The organism is Pseudomonas sp. GZJR-8, assembly GCF_002916705.1.
GTDB lineage: Bacteria > Pseudomonadota > Gammaproteobacteria > Pseudomonadales > Pseudomonadaceae > Aquipseudomonas > Aquipseudomonas synxantha_A.
The window spans coordinates 128,671-144,143 of sequence record NZ_JXSI01000012.1 but is presented as its reverse complement, the minus strand read 5'-3'; the positions used below and the strand labels follow the sequence as shown (position 1 = coordinate 144,143).

Sequence of the window (15,473 nt, the reverse complement as noted above, 5' to 3'; positions counted from 1 at the left end):
TGGCCAGTTGTTCAATGCCGGCCTGCAACCCGCTGATCATCTGGCTCAAACCGCTGCTCATCTGCTGCATGGCTTGCATCAATTGGCCAATTTCATCGCGGCGGCTGACCTCCATGCGCCCGCTCAGGTCACCCGAGGCAATCTGCTGGGCCACGGCGATCACGCTGCGCAACGGCGCAACGATCAAACGGGTAATCAGCCAAGCAGCAATCAAGCCCACCAGCAACGCCAAGGCGGAGGAAGCGATGATCAGCAGCGTGCTGTGCTGCAACTGCGCCTGCATGGACTGATCTTCAGCGGCGTACGCCTGATTGACCTGGCTGACCACTTGCTCGGCGCGATCATGCAGCTGCGTGTAGACCAGCTTTTCCTGGGCCAGCAGCCCGATGTACTCGCCGAGCTTTTCACTGAATGACGCGATATGCCCGCTGACTTCGTTGAGTACGGTCTGGTAGCCCGCGTCCTTGACGCTGGCTTTCAACTTCTCGACCTCGGCCAGGGCCTGGTCGGCCTGCTCGATCTTGCCCTGTGCGCCGTCGTCTGTTTCAGCCTTGCGGCTCTGATCCAGGCGCACTCGCGCTTCGTTCATGGCTTGCAGCATCAGGCGCGACACCTGGCTGACCTGCCCCGCCTGCTCGATAAACTCGGCGCCCTCCTTGCCCTGGCTCTCCTTGAGGCCATAGGCACCATCGTCAGCAAGGCCCGCTTGCAACACGTCCAGGTTATTCGCCACGCTGGACACCGACCAACTGGCCATTTCCAGCGCCAGGTCCTTGGCCTGGGTCAAGTCGACGAACTCATCGAACGCCTTGCGATAGGCGATCAAAGCTTGCTCGACATCGCTCATCACCTGCTCGTTGATGACGGACCGGGCCTTGAGGCTGATGGCCTGGGCCAGCAACGCGTCAACACTGTTATGCAGGGCGTCAACAGCCTTGGGGTCGGCGTGCAGCGCGTAGTTCTGCTCGATCACGCGCACCTTGAGCAGCTCGCTATTGAGCGAAGACATCTGCTTGAGGCCATCAAAGCGCTGACCGACGGTGTGCAGGGACCCCACACCGATCGCCGCTACCAGGGCCGTCAGAAGGAGTACCAAGGTAAAACCCAAGCCCAGTTTTTTTGCCATGCCAAGGTTGGCGAATCGTCGTTGCACGCCCCAAATCATTGCACTTGATCCTCTTGCAATGGCAGATGCCATAAACCAGGTTTACAAGCAGTGAGAGTGGCAACCCCGAGGCCCCGAACACAAGCCGCTGGCGTCGCAATAATGGCAAAAAGCTACATGCCCGTCGTTTTCAGAATGGTCGAGGTCGATCTGGTCGGCCCCATGGCACGGAACAACGCCAGTGCGCGCTGATCCCCTGCATAGGCCACATTGATGCGTAGCCAGTCGCTACGCTCCCCGGTGGGGCTGAACAGCGCGCCGGGCGACAGCAGCACGCCGAGCCGCCGTGCACAGGCCTGCAGCCGTGATGGGTCCGGGATGCCCGGTCGCGCCCACAGGAACATGCCCCCTGCGGGAACGGCAAAGACCTGCCACTCTTCATCCTCCAGCACCTGTAAAGTCGCAGCCATCTGCGCATTCAGGTGCTTGCGCAGGCGCTGCACCCACTTACGGTAAGTGCCGTTGCTCAACAAGGTTGCCACCATGGCTTCGGCAAAGCGCGAGGTGCCGAGCCCCGTCAGGGTCTTGAGGTGAGCCAATTGCGCAATGAGCGTGGCACTGGCGCAGAGGTAGCCCACGCGCAGGGCGCTGCTCAGGGTCTTGGAAAAACTCGACACATAGATCACCCGGTCATTATGGTCCAGCGCCGACAAGCGCGTGCAACTGGCATGTTGCAGGTCGCCGTAGACATCCTCTTCGATGATCAGGAAATCCCGCTCTCGCGCCAGTTCCAACAACCGCTGCGCCACCGAACGGCACAGGCTGGTGCCGGTGGGATTGTGATAAAGGCTATTGATGAACAGGCACTTGGGCCGATGGGTTTGCAGCAATATCTCCAAGGCTGGGATATCCGGGCCGCCACGGGCGCGCGGAACCTCCAGCAGCGTGACACCCTGCAACGCCAACTGGCGATAGAGGTTGCCATACCCGGGTGTTTCCACCACAACCTCATCACCAGCCTTGAGCAAGGTACGTATCAGCAAGTCCTGGGCATGGCTGACGCCATGGGTGGTGAGAATACAGTCCAGGCGGGTGGCTATGTGAATCTGGGTCAGGCGCTTGAGCAGTTGTTCGCGCAGCACCGGCAGCCCCAAGGGCGTACTGTAATTGAACAAGGCCCCGGTATCGGTACGACTGAGTTCGCGGATCGCATAGCTGATGTCATCGCTTTCGCGCCAGGCGTCCGGCAGCCAGCCGCATCCCAGCTTCAGCTCGCCCAGCGGGCTATCGGTAAAAGCGCCCCACAGTTGCTCCGCGCCTTCGTACCAGTGGCGTTCCTGGTCAGTGGCGGGTTGCGCCACCACAAAACCCGAGCCGTGCTTCGGAGCCAACAGGCCCTGGGCCACCAACCGCTCGAACGCCTCGATCACGCTGGACTGGCTCAGCAGGTTGTCGAGGGCCAGTTGCCGAATGGACGGCAAGCGCGTTCCAGGGCTCACTCCTTCCTTGCGAATCCAATGGGCCACCGCGCTGACGATTTGCTGAACAACCGGTACCAGGGCTTGTCGATCGATCCCTAAATCCATGCGCCACTCACTTCAACTGTTTGTTAACCCAAAACAGTTAAGCACAGAAGCCCGCCAAAACTTGCTGCCAAGTTTTATTAAAGTATTGATTTTATTGGATTATTTACCTACTGATACATATTCGAACACGGCCCACTGCCCCCTATGGAAACGCCCCACAGCACCTCGCCCTATTTTCGAATGCCGTGCGACTTGCCGTCCTAGATCGCCGTCGCGCCGCCATCCACCGCCAGTGACTGGCCGGTGGTAAAGGCGGCACCATCACTGCACAGGTACAATACGGCGCTGGCGACTTCCTCAACCTTGCCGATGCGCCCGACCGGATGCATGGCCGCCGCGAATTCGGCTTTGCGCGGGTCGGCCTCGTAGGCGCGGCGAAACATGTCGGTATCGATCACGGCAGGGCAGACCGCGTTCACGCGGATCTTCTTTTTCGCATACTCAATGGCTGCCGACTTGGTCAGGCCGATCACTGCGTGTTTGGACGCCGCATAGATGCTCATCTTCGGCGCCGCCCCCAGCCCGGCCACCGATGCCGTGTTGACGATTGCTCCGCCGCCCTGGGCCAACAACAGCGGCAACTGATACTTCATGCACAACCAGACGCCTTTGACGTTAACCCCCATGATGGCATCGAACTCATCCAGGCTGCCGTCGGCCAGCTTGCCTTTCTCGATCTCAATCCCGGCGTTGTTGAAGGCATAGTCCAGTCGTCCATAGATGGCGACCGTCTGCGCCATCAATTGCTGTACGTCCGTTTCGAGCGTGACGTTGCAACGCACAAACACCCCTTCGCCGCCGGCCTGGCGGATCAGCGCAACAGTCCCCTCGCCCCCCGCCACGTCGAGGTCGGCAACGACCACCTTCAAGCCTTCGGCCGCGAACGCCAGCGCAGTGGCGCGACCAATACCCGCGGCGGCGCCGGTTACCAGGGCGACCTGGCCAGAAAATGTCATGCTCATGGGAACTGTCCTATGGGAGTGGTAACGGTGGCGCGAGTCTAGCCAACACAGGGATCAGCGCGTCAGCACTATCAGACGGCGGGTTAGCGCTGCATGAATCGCAGTGATAAGTCTACCGGGATGGTTATCAGCGATGCCTATCGACGGGCATTCGCCTCCCGCAGACAACCTTGCCCTGGCGTCACTGAAGGGCTATCACTCATGATTCATTTCCAAAGAGTCCTTGCCATGACCGCCCAGACCAACCGCCAATTCCTGCTCGCCAAACGCCCGGTCGGTGCGGCCACGCGAGAGACCTTCACCTACCAGGAAGTGCCGGTGGGCACGCCTGCCGACGGCCAGGTCCTGGTACGCAATGAATACCTGTCCCTCGACCCGGCCATGCGTGGCTGGATGAATGAGGGCAAGTCCTACATCCCGCCGGTCGGCATCGGCGAAGTGATGCGGGCGCTGGGCGTCGGCAAGGTGATTGCCTCGAACCATCCGAACTTCGCGGTGGGGGACTACGTGAATGGCGCCCTGGGCGTGCAGGATTACTTCCTCGGCGAGCCCCGTGGTTTCTACAAGGTCGACCCCAAGCTTGCGCCCCTGCCCCGTTACCTGTCTGCCCTGGGCATGACCGGCATGACGGCTTACTTCGCCCTGCTGGAGACCGGTGCGCCGAAAGCCGGTGACACCGTGGTCATTTCCGGCGCCGCGGGTGCCGTGGGCAGCATCGCCGGGCAGATCGCCAAGATCAAAGGCTGCCGCGTGGTGGGGATTGCCGGCGGTGCCGACAAGTGCAAGTTCCTGCTCGATGAGCTGGGCTTTGACGCCGCCATCGACTACAAAAGCGAAGACGTACCCGCCGCCCTCAAACGCGAGTGCCCCAAAGGCGTGGACGTATATTTCGATAACGTCGGCGGCGATATTCTCGACGCCGTGCTCAGCCGCCTGGCACTCAAAGCCCGCGTGGTGATTTGCGGCGCGATCAGCCAATACAACAACAAGGAAGCCGTCAAAGGTCCGGCCAACTACTTGTCGTTGCTGGTCAACCGTGCGCGCATGGAAGGGTTTGTGGTGATGGACCACGCGGCGAACTTCGCAGCGGCCGGGCAGGAAATGGCCGGCTGGATGGCCCAGGGCAAGCTCAAGAGCAAGGAGGATATTGTCGAGGGGCTGGAGACCTTCCCGGAAACGCTGATGAAGCTGTTCAGCGGCGAGAACTTCGGGAAGTTGGTTTTAAAAGTAGTCTGACGCACTGCTGATCTAAATGTGGGAGCGAGCAAGCCCGCTACCACATTAATATCGGGGACATTCAGGCGATTTCGGCAACCACCGCCGCCAGTGCTTTGGCCGGATCCGCCGCCTGGCTGATCGGACGGCCGATCACCAGATAGTCCGAACCGGCATCCAGGGCCTGGCGCGGGGTCAGGATACGGCGCTGGTCATCCTGCGCGCTGCCCGCCGGGCGAATACCCGGCGTCACCAGTTGCAACGACGGGTGGGCGTTCTTCAGGGCCTGGGCTTCCAGGGCCGAGCATACCAAGCCATCGAGGCCGGCTTTCTGCGCCAGAGCCGCCAGGCGCAATACCTGCGTCTGAGGCTCGATATCCAGGCCAATACCGGCCAGGTCTTCGCGTTCCATGCTGGTCAGCACGGTCACGCCGATCAGCAGCGGTTTGGGGCCGCTGCGCTGTTCCAGCACTTCGCGGCACGCGCTCATCATGCGCAAGCCGCCGGAGCAGTGCACATTGACCATCCACACGCCCATTTCGGCCGCAGCCTTCACGGCCATTGCCGTGGTGTTGGGGATGTCATGGAATTTCAGGTCCAGGAACACTTCGAAGCCTTTGTCCCGCAGGGTGCCGACGATTTCCGCCGCGCAACTGGTGAACAGTTCCTTGCCGACCTTGACCCGGCATAGCGTGGGGTCCAACTGGTCAGCCAGCTTCAGTGCGGCGTCACGAGTGGGGTAATCCAGGGCGACGATGATAGGAGTCTGGCAGACGGACATTGGAATGGGCTCTCAGGCAAGTCGAAATCGGCGCGGATTGTAGCGCAAGCAGCGCCGTTGCGGGATCCGATGATCGGTAAATACTGATCAAGTGCCCGATACACGCGATTTCGAGCACTTGTTTCAAAGTCGATACATTCACGACACGCCCTCAACACGCCGCCCGGCTAGCCTCGCACACTATCGCACGCCCAGCATTTCCAGCCACGGCGCTGGGCGCCTATGCTGACAGCACTACTCAGGCAGATGATCGCACTATGCAGACCCCTTCCGTCCCCGTAAACGAAGAGCCTAAAGGCACGACGATCGCCGAAGACAAGCGCTGGACCACCCGTGCGCTGATCGTCGACGACGACGTGCCGATCCGCGAACTGCTGATCGACTACCTGGCGCGCTTCAATATCCTGGCCTCGGGCGTCACCGACGGCACCGCCATGCGCCAAGCCATGCAAGCCGAAACCTTTGATGTGGTAGTACTGGACCTGATGCTGCCGGGCGAGGACGGGTTGTCGCTGTGCCGCTGGCTGCGTGCCGAGTCGGACATTCCGATCCTGATGCTCACGGCCCGCTGCGAACCCACCGACCGCATCATCGGCCTGGAACTGGGCGCTGATGACTATATGTCCAAACCATTCGAGCCCCGGGAGCTGGTGGCCCGTATCCAGACCATCCTGCGCCGGGTGCGCGATGACCGCACCGAGCAACGGGCCAACATCCGCTTCGACACCTGGCGCCTCAACAGCGTACTGCGCCAGTTGGTGGCCGATGACGGCCTGGTGGTGCCGCTGTCCAATGCCGAGTTTCGCTTGCTGTGGGTGTTCATCGAACGCCCGCGCCGCGTATTGAGCCGCGAGCAACTGCTGGATGCGGCCCGTGGTCGCTCCATCGAAGCCTTTGATCGCAGCATCGACTTGCTGGTATCACGCCTGCGCCAGAAACTGGGGGATGACCCCAAGGCCCCGCAGTTGATCAAGACCGTACGCGGCGAAGGCTACCTGTTCGACGCCCGGGATATCGGTTGATGCGCGCTACCTTCAATACGCTGTTCGGGCGACTGTTCGGCCTATTGCTGGTGGCCATTGTGCTGGCCCACGTGCTGGCGCTCTTCTGGTTTCACCACTACGGCCGGCCACCGCCTCCGCCTCCCCAGGCGTTCGTCGAACAACCGGACGGCACCCTCAAACCGCTGCGCAAGGAACCTCGCCCTTGGTTTGGTGGCCCGCTGGTACCGCTGACGTTTCAATTCATCTCGTTGATCATTGCAGCCTGGTACGGCGCCAAGCTGCTTAGCCGGCCGATCCAGCGCCTGAGTGCCGCAGCCGAGCGCTTGAGCGTCGACCTCGACAGCCCGCCGCTGGTGGAATCCGGCCCGCGCGAGGCAAGGCAAGCGGCCTCGACCTTCAACCTGATGCAAAAGCGCATCCGCGAACAAGTCAGCCAGCGGGCACGTATGCTCGGTGCGGTCTCTCACGACCTGCGCACCCCGTTATCACGCCTCAAACTGCGCCTGGAACAGATCGAAGACACCAAGCTGCAAGGCCAGATGCGTCAGGACCTGAACGACATGATCGATATGCTCGACGCCACCCTGAGCTACCTGCATGAACAACGCACCAGCGAAACGCGGCATTGGCTTGACGTTCAGGCACTGGTGGAGTCCCTCAGCGAGAACGCCCAGGACCAGGGCTGCGACGTGCAATTCTCAGGCACCTGCGCGCCTTTGCAAGTGCAGCCCATGTCCCTGCGCTCATGCCTCAACAACCTGATCGACAACGCGCTGCGCTATGCCGGCATGGCCCGGGTAGAACTGGCCGACAGCCGTGGCGCACTGGTGATCAGAGTGATCGATAACGGCCCGGGAATCGCCGCCGATAAACGCGAGGCGGTGTTCGAACCGTTCTTTCGGCTGGAGGGATCGCGCAACCGCAATTCCGGAGGGGTCGGTTTGGGGATGACCATTGCCAGAGAGGCCGTCGAGCGGCTTGGCGGGCACTTGAGCCTGGAGGACACGCCGGGTGGTGGGTTGACTGCAGTGATGTGGTTGCCGAGGGGCTGAGGCTTCTCCCTTCTATACAACTGTGCAGCTTGCCGCACCCACGGTAACCACGATGCGAAGCGAGCCGCTCTTGATCTGCTTTTGATCTTAGGCGCCCCGCTAAACCACGCTGGCCGGAATCCGACAGGGATTTGGGGGGTAAACCGGCAGGGATGCCGGTTTAGCCGCCCCGCGCCATGGATGGCGCGTGGCGGCGGCCCCCCAAATCCATGGCGGATTACGGGCACACCGAGCCTAGGCGAGGTGCCGAGTGGTGGGGCAAGAGCCCTTTGGTTACTTTGGGGCTCTTTTTCCAAAGTGACCCGCTGTAAAAGCGGAACCAATATCAGCCGTTACCCAAATAACGGATATGTACTCAGTCGGATCCAACATCCTGGTCGGCCCTGAGGCCGCCATCGGGAGCAAGCCCCCTCCCACAGGTGCAGCGTCGCATCACATCCTGATGCCTAGCCCCTCAATTACACGGCTTGTCGTCACGACGCACTTGCGCCTGGGTAGCGCTCCAGTCCGTCAACAGGCTGTACGCCACCGCCAGCAGCGTCGGCCCGATAAACAGCCCGATAAAGCCAAAGGCGATCAACCCCCCAAACACCCCCAGCAGCACAATCACCAACGGCAGGTTACCGCCACGACTGATCAGATACGGCTTGAGCACGTTATCCACACCGCTGATCACAAACGTACCCCATACCCCCAGGAACACCGCATAGGTGTAGTCACCCTTCCACGCCAGCCAGGCCGTGGCCGGAATCCACACCAGCGGCGGGCCCATGGGGATCAGGCTGAGCAGGAAAGTGACGATACCCAGCACCAGCGCACCCGGCACGCCGGCGATCAGGAAGCCGATCAGCGCCAGCAAGGCCTGGGCCGCCGCAGTGCCGATCACACCATTGACCACCCGCTGCACCGTACCGGCCACCAGCTCGATGTAATAGCCGGCACGTTCACCGATCAGCCGTTCCAGCAGACGGTGCACAAACATCGCCAGGCGCGGCCCATCACGGTAGAAAAAGAACACGAAGACCAGGCTCAGGGTCAGCTCAAGAATACCGCCGCCAATTTGCGCACTGCGTGCCAGCAACCAGTTGCCGACCTGGCCGAGGTACGGCTTGATGCTGACCATCAGCGCCGCGCCTTGTTGGTCAATGCTGTCCCACATCGCCACCAGGCGCTCGCCGACGAACGGGATCGAGCCCAACCAGGTCGGCGCCTCGGGCAAGCCGTCGACCTGAATGTCTTTGATCAGCGCCACCGCATCGCGCACATGGTCGGCCAGGTTGAACCCCAGCCACACCAGCGGCACCGCCACCAGCAGCATCCAGCCCAGGGTCAGGATGCCGGCAGCCAGAGACTCCCGCCCGCCCAGCCAGCGAGTGAGCAAACGCATCAGCGGCCAACTGGCAAACGCCAGCACCGCGCCCCAGAACAGCGCCGACCAGAACGGCGCCATGACCCAGAAGCTGGCGCCAAACAGCACCAGCAGCAGGATTTGCACCAGCAGGCGATCGTTATTGAGCATCGGGTATCTCGAGAATAAGGCTGTAGGAAGAGAGCTTAGGCGAACGGCACGGGTCCGTTCGCCTTGTAACGGTCAGCGTATCAGATGCAGGTGCAAACCCTTAGCGTCACCGCTGCCGGTTTCCAGGCGTGCGGCGCGCACGCCCTTGTCGACCAGGGCCTGGCGCCAGGCCTCGGCTTTCGGGCCGGTCAGGCTCACGCGCAAGGTGGTATCAAGGTTCAACCCACGGGAAATCAAGGTCAGCCAGGTGTCATCAGGCTCGGCGGCCAATGCAGGGAGATCCAGCTCGCCCGTGCTTTTGAGCTCTCGCAGCAGGGTGGCCGAGGTGGGTAGCAGATCGCCCAAGGGCGCGCTGGCATCGAGTTGCTCCACATGCAGGTAAGCGCGTCGGTTGCCGCGAGTAATGCCGTACAGCGCGACCAGCGAGTTGTTCTGCGGGGCGGCCAGGCGCAGCAGCAGGTATTCCTGCTGGCCATCGGCCCCCACCAGCTTGGCGTTGCCGAACACTTCATTGGCCCATAGGCTGCTCTCGCCGCAATCGCGGGCCTGGCACCAGAACAACAGCTGCGCGCCCTTGGCCTGCAAAGCTTCGCGCGTTGCAGTAAAGGCGGCGCTGGAGCTGTGCTCCGCGGGCAATTCATAGGTGATTGCAGTGGCCTGGCCGCGCGCGGTGGCCTGGCCTTCGTAACGCAACTGGCCGCTGATCTTGCGGATCGCGCCCATGGGGTAGATGCGTTCCTTCTCTTCAGCGGGGCGATAGTCGACTATTTGCGCGTCAACCTGGCGGGACACAGCAGGTAAATCCTGGCTGCCGGGTATATCGGCGGCAAACACCAGGGGGCTGAAACAGCAAAGGCCAAGGGCACGGATACATCCTTTACCCAGGCTCATCGGATCGATAGGCCCTGGCCAATGGAGGTCACAGCGATGTTGAGTGTGTTCATGGTTGACTCCCTTTCAATCCGCCCAGCCTCGGCAGTTGACCCCGCCAAGTCAAGGCGTGGAGAAGAACCGATTGAAACAGTCTGCAACAAGAGCGGCGCCGGACTCATCATTCAGGTGCAAATGATGGCCACCTGGCAGCGTAGTAACGCTGAAGGGTAGCTGAGAAAGCAATTCAGCATGTTTCGCCAACATGCCGTCAGCCGCCACCACCAACTGCGCCGGGCAACTGACGCGACGCACAAAAGCCATGGCCTGTTCATCGGTCAGACGCATCGGCGATGCCAGGGTCAGGCGACTGTCGCTGCGCCAGGTGTAACCGTCCGGTACCGGCATCAAACCGCGCTGGGCCAGCAGTTGCGCCGCTTCACGACTGACTGCCACCACGCCCTTCATTCGCGCTTCAACCGCTTTTTCGAGGGTGTTGTAGACTGGCTTGCGCTTTTCTTGCAGGTTCAGTTGCGCCTGCAAGGCCATGCCCAGACGCTCGGCTGCATTCTCGCCGCTGGCGGTCGGCGGGATCACACCGTCGATCAAACCCAGGTGCGTCACTCGCTCCGGCAGCGCCCCGGCCAACACCAGCGAGACGATGGCGCCCAGGGAGTGGCCAAGTAATGCAAAACGTTTCAACCCCAGTTGTTCGGCTACCTGCAGCACGTCGTAGACATAATCCCACAAGGCGTAACCGGCGCCTGCCGGGCGATGGGCCGAATGCCCGTGCCCAGCCATATCCAGAGCGATGATGCGCAACCCGTGCAGCTTCGGCGCCAGGCGCGCAAAACTGTTGGCGTTGTCCAGCCAGCCATGCAGGGCAATCACTGGCAGGCCATCCTCGGGCCCGAACAGGTGCGCGGCCAATTCGATATGCCCCAGGCTCAGGCGAACCTCTTCGACCGGTGTACTCATGCGCAACTGCGCTCGCGGGCTTGCCAGCGGGCGAACAGGTTCTTGATCAAGGCAGCCGTGTCCTGGGGGCGTTCGAGGGGGAACATATGACCGCCTGGCATAGTGAGCATTTCGCCCATGGGCAAGCGGCCGACGCCGCTGGCATGGTGACGCATGACCACTCGGCTCTGGCGACCACGCACCACGGCCAGTGGCACTTTCAGCTGGCGTACCTGGCCCGGGCTGGTGTGCGGCACGCCCCGGTAGATGCTGATTTCGGTGGCCGGGTCGAAGCGCAGGCGCAGGCGGTCGCCGACTTGCTGCAAGCCATGCTCCAAATACGCGTCAAAGCATTCGGGGTCGAAGCCACGAAACAGGGTTTTGCCGGAGAAGTAGCTGCGTGCGGTGTCCAGGTCGGTGAATTCTTCACGCCGGCCAAGGGTACGTCCGGCCGGTGTCAGTCGATCGATAAAACCAAAGCGCTTGGCGGCGCGGATCACCCAGCGGTCGGCACGGGTGAGCACCGGCGAATCCAACATCACCACGCCACGGTACAACTGCGGGCAACGCATGGCCGCGTACAAATGCAGCACGCCACCGAGGGAATGGCCGACGCCCCACACGGGTTCCGGCTGTTGCTCAAGGTGGTGGATCAACTCGTCCACCAGATTCTGCCAGTTATCATCCACCGGGAACCTGGGGTCGTGACCGTGCTGGGGCAGATGCGCCACCGTATATTCCGGGGCCAGCGCGGCAAACAGCTTGCCGTAGGTGGCCGAAGGGAAGCCATTGGCGTGGGTAAAAAACACGTGCTGCGACATACAGGTTCCATCGATAAAAACAGAGGTTGATTGTCACCATACCGGCCGCCTACAGCAATGACTGTAACTGCCAGGAATGATGACACTCACGCCACGCCTATCGTGCCGGCGGGTTTTCGCCCAGCGGTACCACGGCCATTGTCAGGCGCGAGACGCAACTGGCCTTGCCATCATCGCTGCTCAGACGGATATCCCATACCTGTGTGGTGCGCCCGATATGAATGGCTTTGGCCACCGCCGTCACCCGCCCGCTGCGCACGCCACGCAGGTGGTTGGCATTGACCTCAAGGCCCACGCAATAAAACTTGCTGGCGTCGATGCACAGGTAAGCAGCCATGGAGCCGACGCTCTCGGCCAACACCACCGAGGCGCCACCATGCAGCAGGCCGTAGGGCTGATGGGTGCGGTGATCGACCACCATGCTGGCAGTGAGGGAGTGCTCGTCGAAGCTTTCGAAACGAATATCGAGCAACTCACCGATGGTGTTTTTCTGGATCGCGTTGAGTTGTTCGATATTCGGTTGGGTGCGCCACAGGCTCATAGGGTTGTCCTTGTTGGTTTTATTACGATCCTAATCCTGCCACAGAACGGTTTCAGCGCGCTCGCTCCAAGTGTGCAAATGTGGCCCGTACGTCGACTCGATCACGTTGCGCTTGATCTTCAAGGTCGGCGTGAGAAAGCCGTTTTCCACCGCCCAGTTGTCTTTCACCACCACCAATTGGCGCAAGCGCTCATGTTTATCCAGCCCGGCGTTGACCTGTGCCAGCCAGTGGTCAAGGTGGGTTTCAAGCGTTTGGCGGGCTTGGCCCTGTGCCGACAACACGCATAGCCCGATCGGTGCGCCAAGCCCCTCGCCGACTACACACACCTGTTCGATGCGTGCATGTTCGGCCAGGCGATTTTCAATCGGCGCCGGGGCCACGTATTTGCCTTTGCTGGTCTTGAAAATCTCCTTGAGGCGCCCGGTCAAGCGCAGACGGCCGTCTGCGTCCTGCTCACCCTTGTCGCCGGTACGCAGGAAGCCATCTTCGGTAAGGGTCTCAGCGGTTTTTTGCGGGTCCTTGAAGTAGCCCAGCATGGTCGCGCCGCTGCGTACCTGCACTTCGCCTGATGGGTCGATGCGCACTTCTACGCCTGGGCAGGGCAGGCCAATCCAACCCAGCATCTGTGCACCGGGGCGGCATACATGGGAATAGCCGCAGTTTTCGCTCATGCCGTACACCTCCAGCACGTCCAGGCCAAGGCGCTGATACCAACCCAGCAACGCCTCGGGCACGGGTGCCGCACCGGACAGGGCAATACGCAGTGCATCCAGCCCCAGTCCCGCGAGCACTTTATGACCGACGCGCTTGCCGATAAAAGGCAGGCGTAACAGGGTGTCGAGGCGTTTTTCCGGGATCTTGGCGTAGACACCCAACTGGAACCTGGTCCAGATACGTGGCACGCCAAACAAGGCCGTCGGCCGTGCCCTGCGCAAATCTTGCAGGAAGGTATCCAGGTTTTGCGCAAAAAATACGGTTTGCCCGGTGTAGATCGCCGCCATTTCCACAAACATGCGTTCGGCGACGTGGCACAGCGGCAGGTAGGACAGCAACCGATCGCCCTCCCCCAGGCCGAACAACTCGGTGCCGCGGGTGGCAGCGAAGCCCAGTGCCCCGAACGTTTGCATCACACCCTTCGGCAAACCGGTCGTCCCGGAGGTGTAGACGATGGTGGCCAGTGTCGAGCCAAGGGGTTCGGGGTGGTCCTGGATCGGTGAGCAGGCTTGCAGGTCCGCCCAGCTGAAATCGAACGTCCCCGCCGGGCACAGCGGCAGGCTAATGGTTGGCACACCCGCTGGCACACCCGGCGCCATTGCCGGCCAGTCATCGAGCTTGCCGATCAACGCCAACGCCGCCTCGGAATGGGTCAGCACATGGGCGACAGAGTCAGCGGTGAGGTTGGGATAAAGCGGCACCGAAACGTGCCCGGCCATCCAGATCGCCAGATCGGCGATGATCCAGTGTGCGCAGTTTTTCGAGATCAGGGCGATGTGCGAACCTTGGGGCAAGTCACGTGCACGCAACCAGTGGGCAGCGCACCGGGCCTGGTGGCCGACATCGCCCCAGGTGAGGGTCTGCACCTCGCCACCGTCAATGGGCTGCACCAGAAAAACCTTACGCGGGTGCCGCGCTTCACGCTCGAAGAAGACCTGCAACGGCAAACGAAAAGCGACAGGCATGGGACGCGCTCCTTTGTGATCCGAGATACAGCCAACCAAGCACTTGCTTGGCTGACTGTATAGCACACACAAAGCCAACCATTTCTCAGGGAACACAGAACAGCCAACCGTAACCACGATGCGAAGCGAGCCGCTCTTGATCTTGATCTGCTCTTGATCTCAGGCGCCCCGTCAAACCACGCTGGCCGGAATTCGACAGGGATTTGGGGGGTAAACCGGCAGGGATGCCGGTTTAGCCGCCCCGCGCCATGGATGGCGCGTGGCGGCGGCCCCCCAAATCCATGGCGGATTACGGGCACACCGAGCCTAAGCGAGGTGCCGAGTGGTGGGGCAAGAGCGCTTTGGTTACTTTCGCGCTTTTCGAAAGTGACCCGCTGTAAGAGCGGAACCAATATCAGCCGTTACCGCAGCAATGGATATGTACTCGATTTGATCCAACATCCTGGCCGGCCCTCAGGCCGCCATCGGGGGCAAGCCCCCTCCCACATTTGGACCCCAGCACATCAGATATCGATTCGGCGACTTACAGGTCGTCACGGGAGCAAGCTCCCTCGCCACAGGCCCAGCCTCGCCCCTTATGCCTCGGGATTCTTCACCCCCACCAGACTCATCAAACCCGCCAGCGGAAAATCCCCCTCAAGCTCCGCCAGGCTGGCCGTATACATCGGCTGTGGCTGGCGCTGATGCCCATGCTGCAAAAAGCTGATCAAACTGCCCACCAAAGGCTGATGGCTGACCAGCAACACGTTGTCATCAGTATCAAGCTCCCTCAGCACCTGCTGAACATCACCATCAGGCGTCAGCCACGGCACCGTGCGCACATCCGGCTCGAACCCCAAAACTCCGCGCACCAATTGAGCCGTCTGCTGCGCCCGCACATAAGGGCTGGCGATGATGGCACTGAGAGGCTGCCCGATCAGGTGCGCAGCGCTGAGCAATACTTCGGCACGGCCATGCTCGGTAAGATTGCGTTCAGCGTCCGTGCGGGCGTGCACCTGGGCCTCCCCGTGGCGCAAAACCCACAACTTCATAGCTTTGGCTCTTCATCACGCACCGGGTGCGGTGCTGGCGGCACGCTGTGGGCGGCTTCGCCTTCGGGTGCACGCGGGGCTGGCCAATCGGCAAACGGCCAAGGCTTTTGGTCGGTGTGGAAGCTACCGAAGCGGCCGATCTGCGCCAGGAACTGGCTGAGGCTATCGCCAAAATTCATCAGGCCCAGGTTCGGCGCACCGTAGACAAGCCGGTAAATCAATTGCACCACCACCAACGCGCCGAGCAGCAATTGCGCCACCTGCCACACCAGCGCAAACGCCAGCATCCACAGAATGCGCAAGGCAATCGACTCATATTTGGGGGCTGCTTTCGGATCGTTCATGGCGC

Annotated in this window: 14 protein-coding genes and 1 pseudogene; 3 read left to right on the top strand and 12 right to left on the bottom strand. The window is 61.5% G+C overall.

Annotated features, from left to right (window positions below; genetic code table 11):
* Window positions 1–103: 103 nt before the first annotated feature.
* From TK42_RS27430 to TK42_RS21690, 3 genes and pseudogenes are all read right to left on the bottom strand, one after another.
* A pseudogene (locus TK42_RS27430) lies at window positions 104–283 on the bottom strand (HAMP domain-containing protein); the annotation flags it as partial.
* Between the two features lie 995 nt (window positions 284–1,278).
* On the bottom strand, window positions 1,279–2,691 hold the full coding sequence (locus tag TK42_RS21695; RefSeq protein ID WP_032877072.1) for a PLP-dependent aminotransferase family protein: 1,413 nt from the start codon (window positions 2,689–2,691) through the stop codon (window positions 1,279–1,281).
* 200 nt (window positions 2,692–2,891) lie between these two features.
* Window positions 2,892–3,653 carry an SDR family oxidoreductase gene (locus TK42_RS21690; RefSeq protein ID WP_032877073.1) on the bottom strand — a complete coding sequence of 254 codons (762 nt, stop codon included), beginning with the start codon at window positions 3,651–3,653 and terminating at the stop codon, window positions 2,892–2,894.
* 228 nt (window positions 3,654–3,881) lie between these two features.
* Here TK42_RS21690 and TK42_RS21685 point away from each other — a divergent pair, with 228 nt between their 5' ends.
* On the top strand, window positions 3,882–4,889 hold the full coding sequence (locus tag TK42_RS21685; protein ID WP_103735087.1) for an NADP-dependent oxidoreductase: 1,008 nt from the start codon (window positions 3,882–3,884) through the stop codon (window positions 4,887–4,889).
* Window positions 4,890–4,950: 61 nt separating this feature from the next.
* On the opposite strand, the gene pyrF is transcribed toward TK42_RS21685, so the two are convergent.
* Window positions 4,951–5,649: an orotidine-5'-phosphate decarboxylase gene (gene pyrF, locus TK42_RS21680; protein WP_005786636.1), complete on the bottom strand. Its 699-nt coding sequence runs from the start codon at window positions 5,647–5,649 to the stop codon at window positions 4,951–4,953.
* Between the two features lie 257 nt (window positions 5,650–5,906).
* Between pyrF and TK42_RS21675 the strand changes: the two genes are divergently transcribed.
* Window positions 5,907–6,671 carry a response regulator gene (locus tag TK42_RS21675; protein ID WP_032877075.1) on the top strand — a complete coding sequence of 255 codons (765 nt, stop codon included), beginning with the start codon at window positions 5,907–5,909 and terminating at the stop codon, window positions 6,669–6,671.
* The gene (locus TK42_RS21670) at window positions 6,671–7,705 is read left to right on the top strand and encodes a HAMP domain-containing sensor histidine kinase (RefSeq protein ID WP_103735086.1); all 1,035 of its coding nucleotides are present in this window, start codon (window positions 6,671–6,673) and stop codon (window positions 7,703–7,705) included. The genes TK42_RS21675 and TK42_RS21670 overlap by 1 nt, the downstream gene beginning before the upstream one ends.
* Before the next feature lie 454 nt (window positions 7,706–8,159).
* Here the strand turns inward: TK42_RS21670 and TK42_RS21665 are convergent, their stop codons facing one another.
* The 8 genes from TK42_RS21665 to TK42_RS21630 all read right to left on the bottom strand — a co-directional run bounded on the left by TK42_RS21665 (window position 8,160) and on the right by TK42_RS21630 (window position 15,468).
* Window positions 8,160–9,224 carry an AI-2E family transporter gene (locus tag TK42_RS21665; protein WP_005786630.1) on the bottom strand — a complete coding sequence of 355 codons (1,065 nt, stop codon included), beginning with the start codon at window positions 9,222–9,224 and terminating at the stop codon, window positions 8,160–8,162.
* Window positions 9,225–9,296: 72 nt separating this feature from the next.
* Window positions 9,297–10,115 (bottom strand): DUF4892 domain-containing protein, encoded by an 819-nt coding sequence (locus tag TK42_RS21660; protein ID WP_078820738.1) that lies wholly within the window; start codon window positions 10,113–10,115, stop codon window positions 9,297–9,299.
* Window positions 10,116–10,217: 102 nt separating this feature from the next.
* The gene (locus TK42_RS21655; protein ID WP_032877078.1) at window positions 10,218–11,072 is read right to left on the bottom strand and encodes an alpha/beta hydrolase; all 855 of its coding nucleotides are present in this window, start codon (window positions 11,070–11,072) and stop codon (window positions 10,218–10,220) included.
* Complete coding sequence (locus TK42_RS21650) at window positions 11,069–11,872, bottom strand: alpha/beta fold hydrolase (protein ID WP_103735085.1); 804 nt, start codon at window positions 11,870–11,872, stop codon at window positions 11,069–11,071. The genes TK42_RS21655 and TK42_RS21650 overlap by 4 nt, the downstream gene beginning before the upstream one ends.
* 97 nt (window positions 11,873–11,969) lie before the next feature.
* Complete coding sequence (locus tag TK42_RS21645) at window positions 11,970–12,413, bottom strand: hotdog fold thioesterase (RefSeq protein WP_078820736.1); 444 nt, start codon at window positions 12,411–12,413, stop codon at window positions 11,970–11,972.
* Window positions 12,414–12,443: 30 nt separating this feature from the next.
* Window positions 12,444–14,093: an AMP-binding protein gene (locus TK42_RS21640; protein WP_103735084.1), complete on the bottom strand. Its 1,650-nt coding sequence runs from the start codon at window positions 14,091–14,093 to the stop codon at window positions 12,444–12,446.
* A gap of 575 nt (window positions 14,094–14,668) precedes the next feature.
* Window positions 14,669–15,124 (bottom strand): phosphohistidine phosphatase SixA, encoded by a 456-nt coding sequence (gene sixA / locus TK42_RS21635; protein WP_032877082.1) that lies wholly within the window; start codon window positions 15,122–15,124, stop codon window positions 14,669–14,671.
* A complete protein-coding gene (locus TK42_RS21630; RefSeq protein WP_032877083.1) occupies window positions 15,121–15,468 on the bottom strand; it encodes a DUF4389 domain-containing protein in 348 nt (115 codons plus the stop codon). Before TK42_RS21630 ends, sixA begins: the two co-directional genes overlap by 4 nt.
* Window positions 15,469–15,473 lie beyond the last annotated feature (5 nt).

What these genes read in the sequence shown, in the direction of transcription:
- TK42_RS21695 (WP_032877072.1), bottom strand. Translation starts at nt 2,691, where the DNA reads ATGGATTTAGGGATCGATCGACAAGCCCTGGTACCGGTTGTTCAGCAA.
- TK42_RS21690 (WP_032877073.1), bottom strand. Translation starts at nt 3,653, where the DNA reads ATGAGCATGACATTTTCTGGCCAGGTCGCCCTGGTAACCGGCGCCGCC.
- TK42_RS21685 (WP_103735087.1), top strand. Translation starts at nt 3,882, where the DNA reads ATGACCGCCCAGACCAACCGCCAATTCCTGCTCGCCAAACGCCCGGTC.
- pyrF (WP_005786636.1), bottom strand. Translation starts at nt 5,649, where the DNA reads ATGTCCGTCTGCCAGACTCCTATCATCGTCGCCCTGGATTACCCCACT.
- TK42_RS21675 (WP_032877075.1), top strand. Translation starts at nt 5,907, where the DNA reads ATGCAGACCCCTTCCGTCCCCGTAAACGAAGAGCCTAAAGGCACGACG.
- TK42_RS21670 (WP_103735086.1), top strand. Translation starts at nt 6,671, where the DNA reads ATGCGCGCTACCTTCAATACGCTGTTCGGGCGACTGTTCGGCCTATTG.
- TK42_RS21665 (WP_005786630.1), bottom strand. Translation starts at nt 9,224, where the DNA reads ATGCTCAATAACGATCGCCTGCTGGTGCAAATCCTGCTGCTGGTGCTG.
- TK42_RS21660 (WP_078820738.1), bottom strand. Translation starts at nt 10,115, where the DNA reads ATGAGCCTGGGTAAAGGATGTATCCGTGCCCTTGGCCTTTGCTGTTTC.
- TK42_RS21655 (WP_032877078.1), bottom strand. Translation starts at nt 11,072, where the DNA reads ATGAGTACACCGGTCGAAGAGGTTCGCCTGAGCCTGGGGCATATCGAA.
- TK42_RS21650 (WP_103735085.1), bottom strand. Translation starts at nt 11,872, where the DNA reads ATGTCGCAGCACGTGTTTTTTACCCACGCCAATGGCTTCCCTTCGGCC.
- TK42_RS21645 (WP_078820736.1), bottom strand. Translation starts at nt 12,413, where the DNA reads ATGAGCCTGTGGCGCACCCAACCGAATATCGAACAACTCAACGCGATC.
- TK42_RS21640 (WP_103735084.1), bottom strand. Translation starts at nt 14,093, where the DNA reads ATGCCTGTCGCTTTTCGTTTGCCGTTGCAGGTCTTCTTCGAGCGTGAA.
- sixA (WP_032877082.1), bottom strand. Translation starts at nt 15,124, where the DNA reads ATGAAGTTGTGGGTTTTGCGCCACGGGGAGGCCCAGGTGCACGCCCGC.
- TK42_RS21630 (WP_032877083.1), bottom strand. Translation starts at nt 15,468, where the DNA reads ATGAACGATCCGAAAGCAGCCCCCAAATATGAGTCGATTGCCTTGCGC.